Origin of the sequence: Burkholderia sp. E168m22 (assembly GCF_001319805.1) — a bacterium.
Classification (GTDB): Bacteria; Pseudomonadota; Gammaproteobacteria; order Burkholderiales; family Burkholderiaceae; genus Burkholderia; species Burkholderia orbicola.
Genome location: NZ_BBSK01000120.1, coordinates 33634 through 50967, shown reverse-complemented (window position 1 = coordinate 50967; position 17334 = coordinate 33634). Strand labels below are relative to the sequence as shown.

18 protein-coding genes are annotated in these 17334 nt (G+C 67.1%); 4 read left to right on the top strand and 14 right to left on the bottom strand.

The features are described from left to right. Window positions 1–130: 130 nt before the first annotated feature. Window positions 131–1036 (bottom strand): LysR family transcriptional regulator, encoded by a 906-nt coding sequence (locus tag AP428_RS28370; RefSeq protein ID WP_011694875.1) that lies wholly within the window; start codon window positions 1034–1036, stop codon window positions 131–133. A gap of 136 nt (window positions 1037–1172) precedes the next feature. On the opposite strand from AP428_RS28370, the gene AP428_RS28365 reads away from it, so the two are divergent. Continuing rightward, window positions 1173–1898: a hypothetical protein gene (locus AP428_RS28365; RefSeq protein WP_011694876.1), complete on the top strand. Its 726-nt coding sequence runs from the start codon at window positions 1173–1175 to the stop codon at window positions 1896–1898. Window positions 1899–2156: 258 nt separating this feature from the next. Here the strand turns inward: AP428_RS28365 and AP428_RS28360 are convergent, their stop codons facing one another. The 5 genes from AP428_RS28360 to AP428_RS28345 form a co-directional block, all read right to left on the bottom strand. Further along, complete coding sequence (locus AP428_RS28360) at window positions 2157–2993, bottom strand: bifunctional allantoicase/(S)-ureidoglycine aminohydrolase (protein WP_011548979.1); 837 nt, start codon at window positions 2991–2993, stop codon at window positions 2157–2159. An 865-nt stretch (window positions 2994–3858) separates the two neighbouring features. After that, window positions 3859–4296, bottom strand: coding sequence for a hypothetical protein (locus AP428_RS28355; RefSeq protein WP_006496212.1), 438 nt, complete (start codon window positions 4294–4296; stop codon window positions 3859–3861). 377 nt (window positions 4297–4673) lie between these two features. Further along, window positions 4674–5333, bottom strand: a complete 660-nt coding sequence (locus AP428_RS28350) for an isoprenylcysteine carboxylmethyltransferase family protein (protein WP_011548977.1) — start codon at window positions 5331–5333, stop codon at window positions 4674–4676. A 154-nt stretch (window positions 5334–5487) separates the two neighbouring features. After that, complete coding sequence (locus AP428_RS37295; protein WP_011548976.1) at window positions 5488–5652, bottom strand: hypothetical protein; 165 nt, start codon at window positions 5650–5652, stop codon at window positions 5488–5490. Window positions 5653–5904: 252 nt separating this feature from the next. Beyond that, window positions 5905–6324, bottom strand: a complete 420-nt coding sequence (locus AP428_RS28345) for an HIT family protein (protein ID WP_011548975.1) — start codon at window positions 6322–6324, stop codon at window positions 5905–5907. Between the two features lie 269 nt (window positions 6325–6593). Between AP428_RS28345 and AP428_RS28340 the strand changes: the two genes are divergently transcribed. Then, on the top strand, window positions 6594–8015 hold the full coding sequence (locus AP428_RS28340) for a serine hydrolase (RefSeq protein ID WP_011548974.1): 1422 nt from the start codon (window positions 6594–6596) through the stop codon (window positions 8013–8015). 80 nt (window positions 8016–8095) lie between these two features. On the opposite strand, the gene AP428_RS28335 is transcribed toward AP428_RS28340, so the two are convergent. The 6 genes from AP428_RS28335 to AP428_RS28310 form a co-directional block, all read right to left on the bottom strand. After that, window positions 8096–8719, bottom strand: coding sequence for a glutathione S-transferase family protein (locus AP428_RS28335; protein ID WP_011548973.1), 624 nt, complete (start codon window positions 8717–8719; stop codon window positions 8096–8098). 71 nt (window positions 8720–8790) lie between these two features. Then, complete coding sequence (locus tag AP428_RS28330) at window positions 8791–10290, bottom strand: TIGR01777 family oxidoreductase (RefSeq protein WP_011548972.1); 1500 nt, start codon at window positions 10288–10290, stop codon at window positions 8791–8793. Then, window positions 10287–11156 (bottom strand): thiol-disulfide oxidoreductase DCC family protein, encoded by an 870-nt coding sequence (locus AP428_RS28325; RefSeq protein ID WP_011548971.1) that lies wholly within the window; start codon window positions 11154–11156, stop codon window positions 10287–10289. Before AP428_RS28325 ends, AP428_RS28330 begins: the two co-directional genes overlap by 4 nt. Window positions 11157–11246: 90 nt before the next feature. After that, window positions 11247–11717 (bottom strand): DUF2269 domain-containing protein, encoded by a 471-nt coding sequence (locus tag AP428_RS28320; RefSeq protein WP_011548970.1) that lies wholly within the window; start codon window positions 11715–11717, stop codon window positions 11247–11249. Next, window positions 11714–13036 (bottom strand): SDR family oxidoreductase, encoded by a 1323-nt coding sequence (locus AP428_RS28315; RefSeq protein WP_011548969.1) that lies wholly within the window; start codon window positions 13034–13036, stop codon window positions 11714–11716. Before AP428_RS28315 ends, AP428_RS28320 begins: the two co-directional genes overlap by 4 nt. Window positions 13037–13124: 88 nt before the next feature. Beyond that, window positions 13125–13658: a GbsR/MarR family transcriptional regulator gene (locus AP428_RS28310; protein ID WP_011548968.1), complete on the bottom strand. Its 534-nt coding sequence runs from the start codon at window positions 13656–13658 to the stop codon at window positions 13125–13127. A gap of 160 nt (window positions 13659–13818) precedes the next feature. On the opposite strand from AP428_RS28310, the gene fabV reads away from it, so the two are divergent. Next, window positions 13819–15021, top strand: coding sequence for an enoyl-ACP reductase FabV (gene fabV / locus AP428_RS28305; RefSeq protein WP_011548967.1), 1203 nt, complete (start codon window positions 13819–13821; stop codon window positions 15019–15021). Between the two features lie 58 nt (window positions 15022–15079). Here fabV and AP428_RS28300 read toward each other — a convergent pair whose 3' ends face one another. After that, window positions 15080–15784, bottom strand: a complete 705-nt coding sequence (locus AP428_RS28300; RefSeq protein ID WP_011548966.1) for an SDR family oxidoreductase — start codon at window positions 15782–15784, stop codon at window positions 15080–15082. A 340-nt stretch (window positions 15785–16124) separates the two neighbouring features. Here AP428_RS28300 and AP428_RS28295 point away from each other — a divergent pair, with 340 nt between their 5' ends. After that, window positions 16125–16712 (top strand): TetR/AcrR family transcriptional regulator, encoded by a 588-nt coding sequence (locus AP428_RS28295; protein WP_011548965.1) that lies wholly within the window; start codon window positions 16125–16127, stop codon window positions 16710–16712. A gap of 42 nt (window positions 16713–16754) precedes the next feature. Here AP428_RS28295 and AP428_RS28290 read toward each other — a convergent pair whose 3' ends face one another. Further along, window positions 16755–17333 (bottom strand): membrane protein, encoded by a 579-nt coding sequence (locus tag AP428_RS28290; protein ID WP_011548964.1) that lies wholly within the window; start codon window positions 17331–17333, stop codon window positions 16755–16757. Window position 17334 lies beyond the last annotated feature (1 nt).

Sequence of the window (17334 nt, the reverse complement as noted above, 5' to 3'; positions counted from 1 at the left end):
AGTTTCCGAGGTCTGCTATCGGCCACAAGCTGACGTTCGATTGACACACACAGTGCATCTGAACAGCATTGACCGAGACGCATTACGCGATCTGCCTGGCGGCCGCTCCACCCATGAGCATCGAGGCCACCTAATCAGCACAGGTTTGCAGCAGGCAATCCCGCAGCCATCGGTGTGCGGGGTCCGGATCGACCTTCGGATGCCACATCATTGAGACCACGACAGGCTCGGTTTGGACGGGCAGCTCGAACGTATGCATGCCAATGCGACCTGACGCAGTCTGACGAAATGGCACGTTTGCAACAATACTGCCGCCTTGCGCCAGCGCGAGCGCAACCGGAAAACTCGATACCGTCGTTGCAACACGGCGCTTTGCGCCAAGCGCGCTCAGCAAAGCATCGATCGGGCCGTCGCGACGCCCCCTGCGCGAAACGCTCACGTGCGGGTATCGCGTGTATGCATCGATACTGACCGGATCATGGCCAGCAAGCGGGTGAGACATCGCAACCACACCGACAAAACGGTCTCTCAGTAGCGTCTGCACACGAATCTCCGGTCCACTTTTCCCAAGCACCCCAACTTCGATATCCGCCTTGTCCTCTCGCAGCGCGGTGGCGTCCTTCTCGTCCTGCATGGAAAAGCGCAGGTGAACGCCCGGCGCTGCCGTAGTGACGATGTCGAGTAGCTTCGCACCGAATTCCGTCGCAAATCCCTCGTTACAGCGGATGGTGAAGGTTTGCGTCAGCGATGCAGGGTCAACGAGCTCGGCCCGCGTGAGGATGTCCTGCGCCATTGCCAGCATGTCGAGTACGCGGGGATGCAATGACAAGGCACGAGGTGTCGGAATCAGCGAACGGCCGGCCCGGATGAGGATAGGGTCCCCGAACGCGTCGCGCACTCGGCTCAGGGTGCGGCTCATGGCGGATTCGCTCAGATGCAGACGTTTTGCCGCCTTGACAACGCTGCGCTCTGCTACCAGAACGCTGAACGCCTTGAGTAAGTTGAGATCGGCCGACATCCAGGTTTGACGTTTCATGGCAGGCGTTTGACGCAATGTGCACTTCGGGATTTTGCACTGGTGCGCGCCGCGAGGCCAATCAATACTTGATTCCAGCAGCTGGACCTTCCTGGGCCGGGGCTGCGCAGGCACATCTCGATCGCCAGAGGTAAATATGCAAATTGAAAAACCGGTCCAAACCGCGGGAAGCCACGACGGTTTCCCTGAGTTCATCTCCGATTGCTGGCAGGACCATACCCACCACCCCAAAGCCATCCGCACAAAATTGCATCGATTTCTTGCAGCCAACGCAAAAATTGAGCATCTCGTCGAACTATCGGCCCTTGCATGCCATATCAACGCCGAACATCTCGGGGACTGGCAATCGGTCATGGACTACTACGTCAGGTTGGATACCGCGTTTCCATCGTTGCCGAAGGAGGTCCGACATCGACTCAGGCGGCAGCGAGCAATCATCACAAAGGCTCTGGACGTGCGCGCCGACCTTGCCGGATTCGACGAGAGGGACGTGTTGTACATAACCGCATTGGCGCTGCCTGCCGCTACGCTGCAGATCGATGCTTCGGCAGGACAAGCCCTGCTTTCGCAAGTCATGGCATTGCTCGATATGATTGGCTCGGAAGCGGCCGAGCGGAGGCTGGTCGCCGTCGTCACAGCCAATCTGACGTGCGACATCGTCCAGAAGTATGAGCTTCCAGCGGACATGCGAGCGCTGTTGCTCCGCGTTGCGAAAACCAGCCATGAGCTTTGGAATCTTGTCGGCGACGCGTCGGACAGGTCTCGTTCAGCCTACCGCCTTTCCCTGGCGTACGTGCGCTCCGACGAACCGGTCGGCAACGGTAGTGGACGCTATCCGCGTTTCAGTCACATTGAAGCTTAGCCTCGACGTTCGGCCGGTCAGGCTCACGTTCTGTGATGGGCTTTCGTGGTTGGGGGCGATCATACCGATCCTCACCGGCCTGGCGCACGCGCTAAGATCCAGTTCCGATTGAGGTGACCGTGTCGAGTGGCACCTTTGGAGAAAACGGAAAGACCGCTTCGGGTCGCCACCCGACATCCAAGGAAACCCGCGCGGAACCCCGAAAAAAAACCCGCCGGCTCACACCGGCGGGTTTTCATATCCAACTTGCGCGACGCTTCAGCGCGCCGGATTCAACGTCAGGTTCATGTGACGGTTCACATCCTTGTACAGCAGATAACGGAACCGCCCAGGCCCACCCGAATAACATGCCTGCGGACAGAACGCGCGCAGCCACATGAAGTCGCCGGCTTCCACCTCGACCCAGTCCTGGTTCAAGCGATAGACAGCCTTGCCTTCCAGCACATACAGGCCGTGCTCCATCACGTGCGTTTCGGCGAACGGAATCACGCCGCCCGGCTCGAACGTCACAATGTTCACGTGCATGTCGTGACGCATGTCGCTCATGTCGACGAAGCGCGTCGTCACCCATGCGCCGTTGGTGCCCGGCATCGGGATCGGCTCGACGTCCTGCTCGTTGGTCACGAACGCGTCCGGCAGCGGAATGCCGTCGACGGCCTGGTAGTGCTTGCGCACCCAGTGGAAACGCACCGCGGCATCGCTGACGTTGTGCAGCGTCCAGTCCGCGCCCGGCGGAATGAACGCGTAACCGCCCGGCTTCAGCGTGTGCTTCTGGCCTTGCAGCGTCAGCTCGGCTTCGCCTTCGACGACGAACAGCACGGCTTCGGCGTTCTTGTCCTGCTCGGGCTTGTCGCTGCCGCCGCCCGGATTCACTTCGACGATGTACTGCGAGAAGGTTTCCGCGAAACCCGACAGCGGGCGGGCGATCACCCACAGGCGCGTGTGGGTCCAGAACGGCAGCCAGCTCGTGACGATGTCGCGCATCACACCCTTAGGGATCACCGCGTACGCCTCGGTGAACATCGCGCGATCGGTCAGCAGATCCGTCTGCGGCGGGTGGCCGCCATGCGGCGCGTAATACGTTGTCTTAGACATATTGCATCCAGGCAATGGGTTGGTCCGGCCCCGGGCGCAAACGGCATCGGGCGGTTCGCATGCGTGTGGGGCACGCATGCGACGGCGGGACATCGTTGCCGGGGTGGCTTGAAGGCGCATGCGCCTTCGGTCGGTCGGCCAGGCTTCGCGTCGGGTCCGTCCGGTTCAGCGGACACGGCGGCCCGGGTTGTCGGGCCGGCGGCCGGGCCGCGACGCTCGCCGGTCAGGCGGCGAGGCGCGGATGGCGGCACGGTTCGGCTCCGTACGCGAGCATCGCCGACGATAGCGAAGTCGATTGCGATCGACCAATTAAATGTTGCGATGACATCCATTCGATTTCCCACTATCGGCCGGCGGCCACGATACGCGGTCGGCATGCGTTGCGCGGCGTGCCGACTATCAGGGAAATCCTGACAGCGGCGATGTTCGCGCAATGCGCCAGCGCGGCAACGCGGCAACGCGGCGAGACACGCGCTGGTCTCGATGCATCCCGTTACGCAGGGCGAGGCGAAAGCAGTCGATACGTGCGCGGCAGCGGATCGCGGCGTGAGGGTCGCACGGAGACGGTCACGTCAGGTTGGAACGAGCCGACGTGTCGAAGAAAAAGCAGGCGTGATTCGGCCAACCCCGTCCGCGCGCATTGGGACGCGGCACGCGATATCGTCGAGAAGCGGAGAAAACAGCAGGAGGAGAATTGCCGGCCCGTCGATCGGGCATTTGGCAGCGGCTGATTGAAACCGGAAGAGAATCGCCGGTCTGGCCGGCGAAGCGGCCCGGCAGAGCGCCGGGCTGAAGCTCGCGTCGGGATACCGACGCCGTCGGCGCGCCGGTGCGCGAGTCGCGCACCGTGCCGCGCCAGCGACGATCAGTCCCAGTCGCGGTGGTGACGATGCTTGCGGTGACGGTAGCCGCGGTCGCCGTGATCGCGATCGTACGAGCTGCGCGACATGTTGCCGCCGAGCGCCGCGCCGGCACCGCCGCCGACCGCCGCACCCAGCAGGCCGCCCGTGCGGCCGCCCATCGCGTTGCCTGCCGCGGTACCCGCGCCGCCGCCGAGGGCGCCGCCGATGATCGCGCCGGTGCGCTCGCGACGGTTCGACGTCACCGCGCCGCCGGCGCCGCCGCCGATCGCGCCACCGATGACGGAGCCGGTGCTACCGCCGACTGCGCCGCCGACCGCTGCGCCGGCAACCCCGCCGAGCGCGCCGCCGAGCGCGTTGTTCAAGTCACCGGCCATTGCCGGCAGTGCAGTCGCGCCGGTCAACGCGGCGACGACGAGAGCGGGGGCGATTTTCTTCCACATTCCCGTATTCTTCCTTGTTCGCAATTCTGGTTATCGAGGTCCGCTCGGTACGACGATCTGAATCGATCGACGTCGGGCCAGGCATTGTGCCGGACTGCGGACCAATTCATTTCAATGAGCTTGCGGCGAAGAATAGCACCGGTCCCGCATTCCTGCCGTAGACATTGTGGTAACAAGTTGTTTACGAATCACAGACATTCAACGTGCCCGCCGAATCCGGCTGAAACCCTTGCCGGGATTTGCTCCGGCGGCAGTCTGACCCCACGTCGCGACACGCCGATCATGCACGCAGTCGCACGTTCGAGACACACGTGGCAACACATCCGCACACGCCGGTAACGGGCATCCGAACGACGGTAAGAGAAAAGATGACGGGGTCAGTACACGCCGGGCAGCAACCGCCACGTCCGCGCGCAATACGCGTCGTATTCGGCGCCGAATTGCGAACGCAGCAATGCTTCCTCCGAGCGGATTCGCGCGACGAGCGGCACGAGCGTCAGCACGACCAGCAGTACGCCGACGCCCGAGCGGAACACCAGCGCCCAGCCGAGCGAATTGATGACCAGGCCGAGATAGCTGGGATTGCGGATGCGGCTGTAGATGCCGCCGGTCACGAGCGTATGGCCCGGCTGGATCGCGACGAGCCCGCTGAAGCGTTTGCCTAGCACGAACACGGGCCACATGCGCAGCACGCCGCCCGCGAGGTACAGCCCGACGCCGATCCAGCGCACCGTATCGCCGCCGAAAGTCCAGACGTCGAACCGGTCGGTCAGCGCCGGCAGGTACGCGAGCAGGAAGCCGCTCACCCCGAAGGCCGCGAGCACCCAGCGGTTGTCGCGGTTCTCGCGTTCGCCGCTGCTCAGGTTGCCTTCGGTGAACAGCGCGGCGACGGCCATCACAAGGGTCGCGATCGCGACGACGGTCAGTTGCGGATGCGAGAAGAACGCGGCGAACCCGCCGCTGCCGAGCACGGCGAGCCCGAGATAGACGAGCGTGGCTACGCTCGACAGGACGATGACCTTGGGGGTGACTGTCATGACGGCCTCGCGGGGATGCGCTTTCCTGTGAAGTATAGGAACTGCGCACACCGGGTGCCGTGCGCGGCCGTCATGCGGCGCGGAAGTTCGCGCGCATCGTCAGGCCGAAGACGGCCGACCGGGCCAGGACGGCCGGCCGGCGCGCCGCGACGGGTCAGCGAATACGGAAGTTGCCGCCGATCCCGACACTGACGGGCGGCGCGTAATACGCGGGCGCATAGCCGTAGTAGGCCGGCGCGGGCGCGTAGCCGTACGGCGGCGCGACGTAGCAGCCGGACAGGCCGCCGATCAGGGCAAGCATGATGAGAAGTCTGGACATGGTTCGGTTCCCGGCGCGAAAGACCAATGGCACCGCGCGAAGGCCGCGCCGCCGCACCACGCGGCGGCCGGCACGAAGAGGCAACGCCCCTTCCTGTCGCTCGATGAAACGATGCGCGGAGTCTAGCGCCGGGCGTGGCCGGCCGAGTTTCCCGGGCCGTTACACGTGTTACCCCGTGTGACCGCTGAAACAGGCTGGGTCGGCGCAACGGCCCGCCGGTGGGCGGCGGCCGCGCCGACAGCGCTGGGGCTGTTACACGAAGCGGGCACGAATGCGCTGCGCGAGCGCTTCGAGCGTCGCCGCGTCGGCGACGTCGCGCGCATGCATCCGCAGCTCGGCGCCTTCCCAGCGCGGAATCACGTGGAAATGCACGTGCGGGACGGTCTGGCCGGCTGCCGCGCCGTTGAACTGGCCGATGAACACGCCGTCCGGCTCGAGCGCCGCGCGCACCGCCGCCGCGACGCGCTGCGTCATGCGGATACCGGCCGCGGCCGCGTCGCCGGACAGCTCGAAGATCTGCGCGGCCGGCTCCTTCGGGATCACGAGCACGTGACCGTCGGCCTGCGGCATCAGATCCATGATCGCGAGCGTCGCGTCGTCTTCGGCGACCTTCACGCACGGCAGTTCGCCGCGCAGGATTCGGGCGAACGGGTTGTTGTTGTCGTAGGACATGGCGTTTTCCGATCTCGGTTGGACAATTGGACTGGGAGAACAATGCCGGACGATTATCGGCCGATGGCCGGCCCGATATCAACTCGCCCGCCACGCGACGCCGGCCGAACCGTCGGGCACGCGGCAGCGCGAACGCCTGCGACCGTCATCACCGTCGCGCGTCACGCGTCACGCGTCACGCGTCACGCGGCCGCGATTGCACCGCCGCGCCCGAACCTGCGACACTGCCGGATCGTTGCCGGCCGGCACGCCACCGAGGACGCTCGCGCATGACGATTCCCCTCAAGAAGCTGATGCTGCGCGGTGTCGCGCTCGCGCTCGTAGCCGCGATCGGCTACACGGGATATATGCTGTCCCGGCTCGCGCCGATCGCGACCGGCTATGCGGCCAAGGCGCTGTGTTCGGGCGTGTTCGTGTCGGGCCGCCCGGCCGCGTCGGTGATCGACGTCGACATCATGGCCGGCGTCCATCCGTTGCTGAAACTGGTGCGACCGTCGCTCGATCCCGACCATCATCGTGCGGTGGCGACCTTCGCCGGCTTCGCCGAACGCGAAGCCGACTTCCGGCCCGGGCTCGGCTGCACGCTCGCTCTTGGGGCCCCGACCGGCGCGGCGGCGGCCACCTTGCCCGCCGCGTTGCCGCCCCTCCCCGATCCACCGCCCGCGCAGGTCGAGCCGCCCGCACCGGCCTCGCCGCCCGCCGGCGTCGACGCGCACCAGTTGCAGGCCGCGCTCGACCGCGCATTCGACGAACCCGATCCGGCGCGGCCGCGGCGCACGCGCGCGGTCGTCGTGATGTGGCGCGGCCACGTGATCGCCGAACGCTATGCGCCCGGCTTCACGGCCGATACGCCGCTGCCCGGCTGGTCGATGACGAAGACCGTCACGGCCGCGCTGGTCGGCGCGCTGGTCGCGCAACACAAGCTGTCGCCGGACGCGTCGGCGCTGCTGCCCGAATGGCGCGGCAGCGGCGATCCGCGCGCGGCCATCACGCTCGACGAGCTGCTGCGGATGACGAGCGGCCTGCAGTTCAACGAGGACTACGACGACCCGCTGTCCGACGTCGCGGTGATGCTGTTCACGCAGCCCGATACCGCGCGGTTCGCGTCGGCGAAGCCGCTGGCCGCGACGCCCGGCGCGCGGTGGTCCTACTCGAGCGGCACGAGTGCGATCGTGGCACGCGTGATGCGCGAAGCGCTGGGCGGCAGCGACGCGGACTATCTTGCGTTTCCGCGCCGCGCGTTGTTCGCGCCGCTCGGGATGCGCAGCGCGGTGTTCGAACCCGACGCGTCCGGCACGCTCGTCAGCGCGTCGTACATGTATGCGAGCGCACGCGACTGGGCGCGCTTCGGGCAGCTTCTGCTGCAGGACGGCGTGTGGAACGGGCAGCGGCTGCTGCCGGAAGGCTGGGTGCGCTACCTGACGCGCGCGACGCCGCAGTCGTCGCGGCAGGAATTCGGCGCGCAGCTGTGGGTCAAGGTGCCGGAGCCGTTCAACGAACGCGATCCGCACGCGCGGGCGATGCCGGCCGACGCGTTTCATGCGGTCGGCCATGAAGGCCAGTTCGTGAGCGTGGTGCCGAGCCGCGAGCTGGTGGTCGTGCGGCTCGGGCTGTCGCGGCCGGAAGCCGCGTGGAATCACGAGGCGTTTCTCGCCCGCGTGCTCGATGCGGTGCCGGCGCCCGGTGCGTGACGACGGAAGGCGCGCCGGTGAATCGATCGTGAAGCGGCGGCGATTGCACTACCGCCGCTTCAAGCGCGACCCGCGCTGCGTTACGGATTCGCGCTGCCGCCGTATTGCTTGAAACCTTCACGCGTCGCGAGACGTTCGACATAGCGCGACACCGCCGGCAGGTCCGGATGCTCGAACGGCGTGCCGAACCAGCGGTTCGCCGACAGGCCGATCGGAATATCCGCGAGCGTGAAGGTGTTGCCGGCCACGTACGCGCCGGTCCTTTCGAGTTGCGCATTCAGCACGCGCATGTGCGTCGTCCAGCCGGCGATCGACTGTGCGATGCCGTTCGGATCCTGGTGGTCGGGCGACTTGCGCACGAGGCCGAGGAAGGCGCCGACCCACGAGCGGTTCAGGTCCGAACCCTGCCAGTCGATCCACTGGTCGACCCGCGCACGCGCCTGCGGCTCGGCCGGATACAGCGCATCGCCGCCGTAGCGGTTCGCGAGGTAGCGGATGATCGTGTTCGATTCCCAGAGCACGAAATCGTCGTCCTTGATGACGGGCACGAGCGCGTTCGGATTCAGCGCGAGATAGGCCGGATCGTGGGTCGTGCGGAAGCCCGCGCCCCAGTCTTCCTGTTCGAACGGCAGGTTCAGTTCGGTGCACAGCCACAGCACCTTGCGGACGTTGATGGACGGAATCTTGCCGAGGACGTGCAGCATGCAGTCTCCTTGAGAGGTCGGGTGCGGCGTGTTCGGGGCGCACGGCACGCTCCGAACGCGTTCACGCCGATTTATACACGACCGCGCGGGAAACGGCAGACCGCGGGCGCGAAATCGGTGTGCGGCCGGTTCGTCAGGTCACGCAGCGCGTGCTCGGCGGTCGGGAAGCGGAACATGAACCCGTCCTGATGCAGGCGTGCCGGCATCACGCGCTGCCCGTCCAGCAGCAGCTCGGCCATCTCGCCCATCGCGGCGCGCAGCGGCGCGGCCGGCATGTGCAGAAATGCGGGGCGGCGCAGCACCTTCGTCACGACCTGCACGAATGCGCGCTGGGTCAGCGGCACCGGTGCGACCGCGTTGTAGACGCCGTGCATGCCCGGATTCGACATCGCGCGCGCCACGATTCGCAGCACGTCGTCGCGGTGAATCCAGCTCATCACCTGCGCACCGTCGCCGAAGCGGCCGCCCAGCCCGAAGTAATGCGGCAGCAGCATCGGGCGCAACGCCCCGCCGGGGCCGAACACGATGCCCAGCCGCAGCACCACCGCGCGCACGCCGTGGCGTTCGAGCGGCTCGGCGGCCGCCTCCCACCGCCGGCACAGATCCGACATGAAACCGGTGCCTGCGCTGCTGCCTTCGTCGAGCCGTTCGTCGCCCGGCCGCACGCCGTAGTAGCCGATCGCGGACGCCTGGATCCACGTGCGCGGCTTGACCTCGGCGGTTTCCACCCAGCGCATCAGCGCCTGCGTCACGCCGACGCGGCTGGCGAGCAGCAGCGCCTGCCGGCGCTTGCTCCAGCGCGCGCCCAGCACCGGCGCGCCGGCGAGATTGACGACCGTGTCGAAGCGCTCGTGCGGCTGCAACTGGTCGATGGACGTCACGCTGCGCACGCGGCCTTGAAAGAGGTAGGCGGCGCGCAGCGGATCGCGCGCCAGCAACGTGACCGTCTGCCCTGCGTCGAGCAGCTGGTTGACGAGCGTTTCGCCGATGAAGCCGGTGCCGCCGGTGACGAGCATGTGGCCGGGCCGCTGCCCCGCGAACGGGTTGGCGTCCGGCGCGCGGCGCGCGAGGCGGCACGCGGCGATCCCGTCGCGCACGCCCGATACCGTCACGCCGACGGCAAACAGGTTGAGCAGCCAGCCGCGCCAGCCGACGTCGATCGCGTGCAGCGCCGTCGGCTCGGCCGCCCACGCGGCGAGTTGCATCGCGATCATCCCGAACAGCGCGCCGCCGTTGACGGCCAGCAGCGTGTGCAGCACGCGCTCGGTCGCCGGCAGCTTGCGGCTCTGGTCCTCGACGAGGAAATCCCACAACGTCAGCACCACCTCGACGAACACGACCGCCGCGAGGGCCGCGACCCACGCGCCATGAAATGCGACGTTCGCGATCGACGCGAACACGAGGCCGTAGAGCACGGACCGTACCGCGTGAATCGTCAGTTCGAGCCGCGCGCGCGGGCTGTGCGGCAGGTCCTGCGTGAGTTCGTGATGGTAGAGCGTATCGAATGCGCCCATCGCGCCCTGCACGATCAGCAGGTTGAGCGCCCAGTCGAAAGCAGGCAACGTGTTCATGCGGTATCCCTCCTCCACAGCCAGACCAGCGGCGGCACCATCGCGACGAGCGCGACGACGTCGATCACTACATGGCCCCACACCTGCGCCTGCCACGACAACAGCATGTCCTGCGGCGCCCAGATCAACAGGCCGGCCAGCAGCCAGCCCCATACTTCCCGTTTCCGTAACCGGTTGCCGAGATGGACGAGCGCGAGCATCCAGACCGCGGCGCACTGCACCGTCGCGCCGAGCAGCGACATCCACCAGACCTGCTGGGCGCGCGCGGCTCCGGGTGCCGCTGCCGACCAGAAATGCCGCTCGATGCCGCGGTGATACGCGTCGAGCCAGGATGCGCCCGCGATCCACGGGAGCACCACGCCGACGAGCAGATGCACGATTGCGGCTGCGTACATCCAGCGCACGACGATGCGGCGCGGGATGTCTTGTGGCGGGCGATTCGCTGCTGCGCTTTCGGCGTTCCTGCCGATGCTGCACGTACCGCCTTCGCAGCAGGCTTCTGCGCGATACCCGAGCCACCGCGATACCGCTTGCCGATTGCCCGCCAGGCGGCGATACAGCGATGCGAATACGGCACGCATCGCCGGCACGCGAAGCAGCCGGACGAGCCCGCGACGGCCGAGTAGCGTGTGAGCAGCGAGGATGCTGTCGATGCCGGTCAGCATGCGTCCGTCGGGTAGACGCGCATGCAGTTCGCGATTCAGCGCGGGCAGGTCGACGTCCAGCGGCACCGGATCGAAACCCGGCTCGGCGATGTCGACGAACGCGAGCCGGTGTCGCACGTCGTGCTCGCCGAGACGCCGGATTTCCGCGACGCATAACGGACATCGCCCATCGAAATACAGCACCAATTCATTTGCATTCATGCTTTGCACTCCTTCTTGTTTTTTCAAGCATCATGAATCGATCGACTGCTGTCCCGCGTACGCCGTCGCTCCCGTGCGACGACGACCGGCTTACATCGGCTTGACCACCATCAGGAAATAGACGGTCAGCATCGCGAAGAACGCCGGATAGCCGAGCAGTTCCCAGCGCTTCGCGTAGCGCCAGTAGCGCGCCGGCAATGCGGCATCGCCGTTCGCGTGCGCAAGCTTCGCCATCGATGCAAGTTCGAGTTGCAGCCAGACGACCGGCAGCCAGCACGCACCGGCAACCGCGTACAGCACGATCGACGCGAGCAGCCACGGCGTATGCCACGGCCAGCCCGCCGTGTGCGCGAGCCACAGCCCGGACGCCGGCTGGAAGATCACGGCCGGCGTCGTGAACCACCAGTCCGCGCGCACCACGAGCCGCGACACGGCCGCGATCGCGGGCACCGACCGCGTGCGGTTCGCGAAGAACAGGTAGAACGCGGTGCCGAACCCCGTGCCGACCAGCAGCACCGAGGACAGGATGTGAAGGGCCTTGATGACGAGATAGGTGTTCATGCTTGTTCTTCTTCTGAATAGAGGATCAACAGGATGGCGAGAATCGGCACGTTCTTGAGCACGGGGCCGAACGGTTCGGCCAGCAGGCCCGGCATCGTGACCGCGATGACCGCCGAGTACGCGACGATCAGCGCCGCCTGCGCGGCCCACAGGCGCCGCGACGGCGCGACGACGGTCGCGATCCCGAACGCGAAATCCACCGCGCTGGCCGCGTAGAGCGCGATCAGCGCGGGCATGCCCGTCAGGTGCGCGGGCGCAAGCAGCGCGAGGCTCGCGTGCAGCGGATGGATGAATGCGCTGGCGATGGCCGTCCAGATCCACACGATCGCGAGCGCGCCCAACAGCAACGGGCGCCGCCACATCGCGAGCGCGTCGCGGCGCAACGCGGCGGCTTCCGCGCCGATGAAGCTGTCGATGCCGCGCGGCGGCCGGCCGAGCACGGCCGCGGTGGCCACCGGATCGCCGGTGTTGCCGCCGCGCAGCATCGTCCACGTGTCGCGCGTCAGCATCGCCCCCGGCCACACGCCGAGCAGCGCGGCCGCCGCGCCGACCAGCCGGCCCGGCAGCGTCACGCGGGCCGCCGGCGGAAATCCGAGCGCGGCGCGATAGGCGGCCAGCATCTCGCGGTATTCGACTTCGTCGCGGCCGACCACGTCGATCACGCGGCGGGCTCGCGCCGGCGGCGAATCGCTCGGCTGCATCACGAGCCGCGCGACGACTTCGGCGAGATCATCGACATGCACCGGGCGCAGTCGCTGATGCCCGCCTGCCGGCAGCACGTGCACGGGCAGGCTCGCGAGCATCCGGAAAAACCGCGCGGACGCGCCGGCCGCCCCGTAGACGAGCGCGGGGCGCACGATGCGGAAGTCGATCGGCAGCGTCTGCAGGAAACGGTCGGCCGCCTGCTTGCTCGCGAAGTACCGCGTGTCGCCGCGCTCGACGCCGAGCGCCGAGATCTGGATCACGCGCCGCACGCCGGCCCGGCAGCACGCGGTAAAGAGCGCGCTCGGCGCGGCGCGATGCACGGCATCGAGCGTCGCGCCGCGTCGATCGGCCAGCATGCCGACCGCGTTGATCACCACGTCGACGCCCTTCAGCCGCGCGAGCCACGCGTGCGGATCGACGTCGTGCGCGAAGTCGATCGCGACGTCGTACGGGCCGGCCGCGTGACGCACGCCGCGCAGCACGCGATGCCCGCCGGCTTCGAGCTGCGCGCACAGCGCCCGCCCGATGAAGCCGTTCGCGCCGCAGACGAGCACGGTCACGCCGCGTACGCCGGTGCGCTCGGGCGGGCAGATCGACGGCAAGGCTGCGTTCATTTTCACTCTCTATTTACAGTTATTTCTGTACAGACAGAAATAACAACCCCGAAAAAAGCGGGCTGCGTGCCCGCTCTCCCGTTACCGCTTACTTCGACGGCTTGCGCCTGACCGTCTGGCTGATCTTCGCGCCGATGCCGAGCGCCTTCATCAGCGTATCGGGCTTGAGCCGCAGCATTTCGTCCGACCAGGTCGTCAGCGTCTCGACGAACTGCAGCGTGTCGCGGATGCGCTGTTCGGTCTCGCGGCTCTCGTTCGCGATCTCCGGGCTCGTCAGGCAATCGCGCAGCACCGTGAGCGTCGGCTCGATCTCGCGCTGCCGCCGCCCTTCGACGATCAGCTTGAACAATTCCCAGATGTCGGTCGACGTCTCGAAGTGGTCGCGGCGGTCGCCGAGCACATGCACGACCTTCGCGAGCCGCCACGCCTGCAGCTCCTTCAGGCTCGTGCTGACGTTGGAGCGCGCGACGTTGAGCGTCTCGGCGATCTCGTCGGCCGCAACCGGCCGTCCGGCCAGGTAGAGCAACGCGTGAATCTGCGAGACGGTGCGGTTGACGCCCCACCGCGAGCCCATTTCGCCCCAGTGGAGAATGAATCGTTCGGCAATCGGTGTGAGTTCCATGGTGGGGAATTTAGTTTTTTCAGTTATTTCTGTCAAGAGAGAAATAACCGGGCGATCCGGCACCTTCCGGTCGCGCCCGCCCGCGATCGGCCGCTTCCTTTACAATGCGCGGGATTTTTCCGATTTCAGGCCGTCCCCGCCTTTCAGACAAGAGGTTTCCATGATCATCAAACCGCGCGTGCGTGGCTTCATCTGCGTGACGACTCATCCGGTCGGCTGCGAAGCCAACGTCAAGGAACAGATCGACTACGTGACTTCGCACGGCCCGATCGCCAATGGCCCGAAAAAGGTGCTCGTGATCGGCGCGTCGACCGGCTACGGCCTCGCCGCCCGGATCTCGGCCGCATTCGGCTCGGGCGCGGACACGCTCGGCGTGTTCTTCGAGCGTGCCGGCAGCGAGACGAAGCCGGGCACGGCCGGCTGGTACAACAGCGCCGCGTTCGAGAAATTCGCCGCGGAAAAGGGGCTGTATGCACGCAGCATCAACGGCGACGCCTTCTCCGACAAGGTCAAGCAGGTCACGATCGACACCATCAAGCAGGATCTCGGCAAGGTCGATCTGGTCGTCTACAGCCTCGCCGCACCGCGCCGTACGCACCCGAAGACCGGCGAAACCATCAGCTCGACGCTCAAGCCGGTCGGCAAGGCCGTCACGTTCCGCGGCCTCGACACCGACAAGGAAGTAATCCGCGAAGTGTCGCTCGAACCGGCGACGCAGGAAGAGATCGACGGCACCGTCGCGGTGATGGGCGGCGAGGACTGGCAGATGTGGATCGACGCGCTCGATGAAGCCGGCGTGCTGGCCGACGGCGCGAAGACCACCGCGTTCACGTACCTCGGCGAGCAGATCACGCACGACATCTACTGGAACGGCTCGATCGGCGAAGCGAAGAAGGATCTCGACAAGAAGGTGCTGTCGATCCGCGACAAGCTGGCCGCGCACGGCGGCGATGCGCGCGTGTCGGTGCTGAAGGCCGTCGTCACGCAAGCCAGCTCGGCGATCCCGATGATGCCGCTGTACCTGTCGCTGCTGTTCAAGGTGATGAAGGAAACCGGCACGCACGAAGGCTGCATCGAGCAGGTGTACGGGCTCCTGAAGGACAGCCTGTACGGCGCGACGCCGCACGTCGACGAAGAAGGCCGCCTGCGCGCGGACTACAAGGAACTCGATCCGCAGGTGCAGGACAAGGTCGTCGCGATGTGGGACAAGGTGACGAACGAGAACCTGTACGAGATGACCGACTTCGCGGGTTACAAGACGGAGTTCCTGCGCCTGTTCGGCTTCGAGATCGCCGGCGTCGACTACGACGCGGACGTGAACCCGGACGTGAAGATCCCGGGCATCATCGACACGACGGTCTGACGCGTCGATCCGCCGCCGCGCTCACGGCGCGGGCGGCGGGTTCGCACGACCGGCGGCGTCAACGCGGCGCCGGTTCTTCCAGATAGACGCCCGACGACAGCGTGGCCTTCACCTGCCGCGTGAACTCGTCGGTCGACACTTCCTCCGCCCCCGCTTCGATGGCGTCGTACGCCTGACGCACGACGTCGGCCGGCGTGGCCTTCGGCACGTCGAGGCCGGCCGTCAGGTCGGTATCGATGAAACCGGCATGCAGCCCGACGACCTGCGTGTGCTGCTCGCGCAGCGAATGGCGCAGCCCGTTGGTCAGCGCCCATGCGGCCGATTTCGACACGCCGTAGCCCGACAGGATCGGCCGGTTCACCCAGCTCGCGACCGACAGGATGTTCAGGATCGCGCCGCCACCGTGGGCCGCGAGGGTGCCCGCGAACGCGCGCGACATCGCCAGCATCCCGAACACGTTGGTCTCCAGGTGCGCGCGCAATGCGTCGACGGCGCCCTCGTCGGTCAGGCTGCCGAGCCGCGCGATGCCGGCATTGTTGATCAGCAGCGTGACGTCGCGCGCCGCATCGGCCGCCGCGGCGACCGCCGCCGGATCGGTCACGTCGAGCTTCACGGGCACGACGCCCGGCAGCGTCACGCTGGCCGGATCGCGCGCGCCCGCGTAGACCTTCCGCGCGCCCCGTTCGAGCGCCTGCTTCGCGAACTCGAGGCCAAGCCCGCGGTTCGCGCCCGTGATGAAAACGACTGCACCTTCGATCTTCATGACCCTTCCTTTCGGAGATTGAATCCCGCGCGTGCCGGTTCGCCGCACGCCCGGAATCCGGTGAAAAACCACGCTGCCATCGTGTACCGAACCGTTGCCCCGCCGGTGCCGACAGCCGGGCCGTCCCGCCGCCCGCGCCTCGCCGCACCCCAGACCCCGACCGACTTCGATCCATGCTGCGCCGGTTGCTTCGCTTCGTCCGCGAAGTCGGCTACACTCGAATCTCAATGTCGATCACCATCGTCTTTGCGATGCATGGTGCCAGCGCGACTTCGGCACGTCAATGGTGATCGCCATTGTGTTTTCAATCGACGCAATTGCAGGAATGAGGGAGGGATCGATGGGCGTCTCGAGACAACAGGCGGCGGAAAACCGCCACGCGATCGTCGCGGCCGCCGAGCGGCTGTTCCGGCTGCGCGGCGTCGACGCCGTCGGGCTGACGGAATTGATGAAGGAAGCCGGCTTCACGCAGGGCGGCTTCTACAACCATTTCAAGTCGAAGGACGCGCTGGTCGCCGAAGTGATGGACAAGGCGATGCAGGATCGCGCGGATTCGCCGAACGCCGGCAGCGTCGCGAAACAGGTAACGGCGTACCTGTCGGGCGCGCATCGCGACAACGTCGAGGGCGGCTGCCCGCTGTCGGGCTTCGCGGGCGATGCGCCGCGGCTGACCGACGCGGCGCGCGCCTGCTACACGCGCGGCGTCGCCGCGTATCTCGAGCGACTGGAACGCATGGTGGCCACGGAAGGCTCGGCCGCGGCCGACGCGCGCGACGACGCGATCGCCGTTCTCAGCCAGATGGTCGGCGCGCTCGTGCTGTCACGCGCTGTCGCCGGCACCGATCCCGCGTTGGCCGACGAGATTCTCGATGCGGCGCGCCGCACGCTCGTCGGGCAGCCGGACGATCCAGCCGCCGTGCCGGCATAGCGGCTCATCGGCATTCGCGCGCGACCGCGTCGCCATCGCGCGCTATCGGACTGCCCGCGCGGCGTCCCACAGCGGCTGCGCACCGCGCGCCGCATTCCACGCGGCAAACTGCGTGCGCCACGATTCGAACGGCTGCGCGAGCGGATGGCGCGGGTCGTCGCTGAGCGCATACGCCATCCCTTCGATCAGCCAGCGCGGCTTCGTCACGACGGCGAGGTTGCCGAGCACTTCCGCCTGCCGGTGATGGATCAGCTCGTGCGCGAGAAAGTAGGTCTGCCAGCCGCGCGGCGCGATCACCACGCCGAAATCGCCGAGCGTCAGCCCCGCGCGCGCGCCGAGGCCGAACGCATCGGCGCACGTGCGCGTCGAGCAGAACACGACGCGCGGCGCGGCCCGGAACGGGCCGACGGCCGCCGCCGCGCGCGCGGAGCCGTCGCGATAGAGCTGCTGCGCCGCGCCGAGCTTCGCGACATCGTCCGTGCAGATGTCGGCGCTCGGGCACGACACGCCCGGAATCAGCGCGGGCGCGACGACGCGCAACGGCTTGACGAGCGCATACGCGGCAATCGGCAGCGCGACGAGCAGGCCCGTGAGGGCGAAAGCGACGTGGGCGCGTTTCATC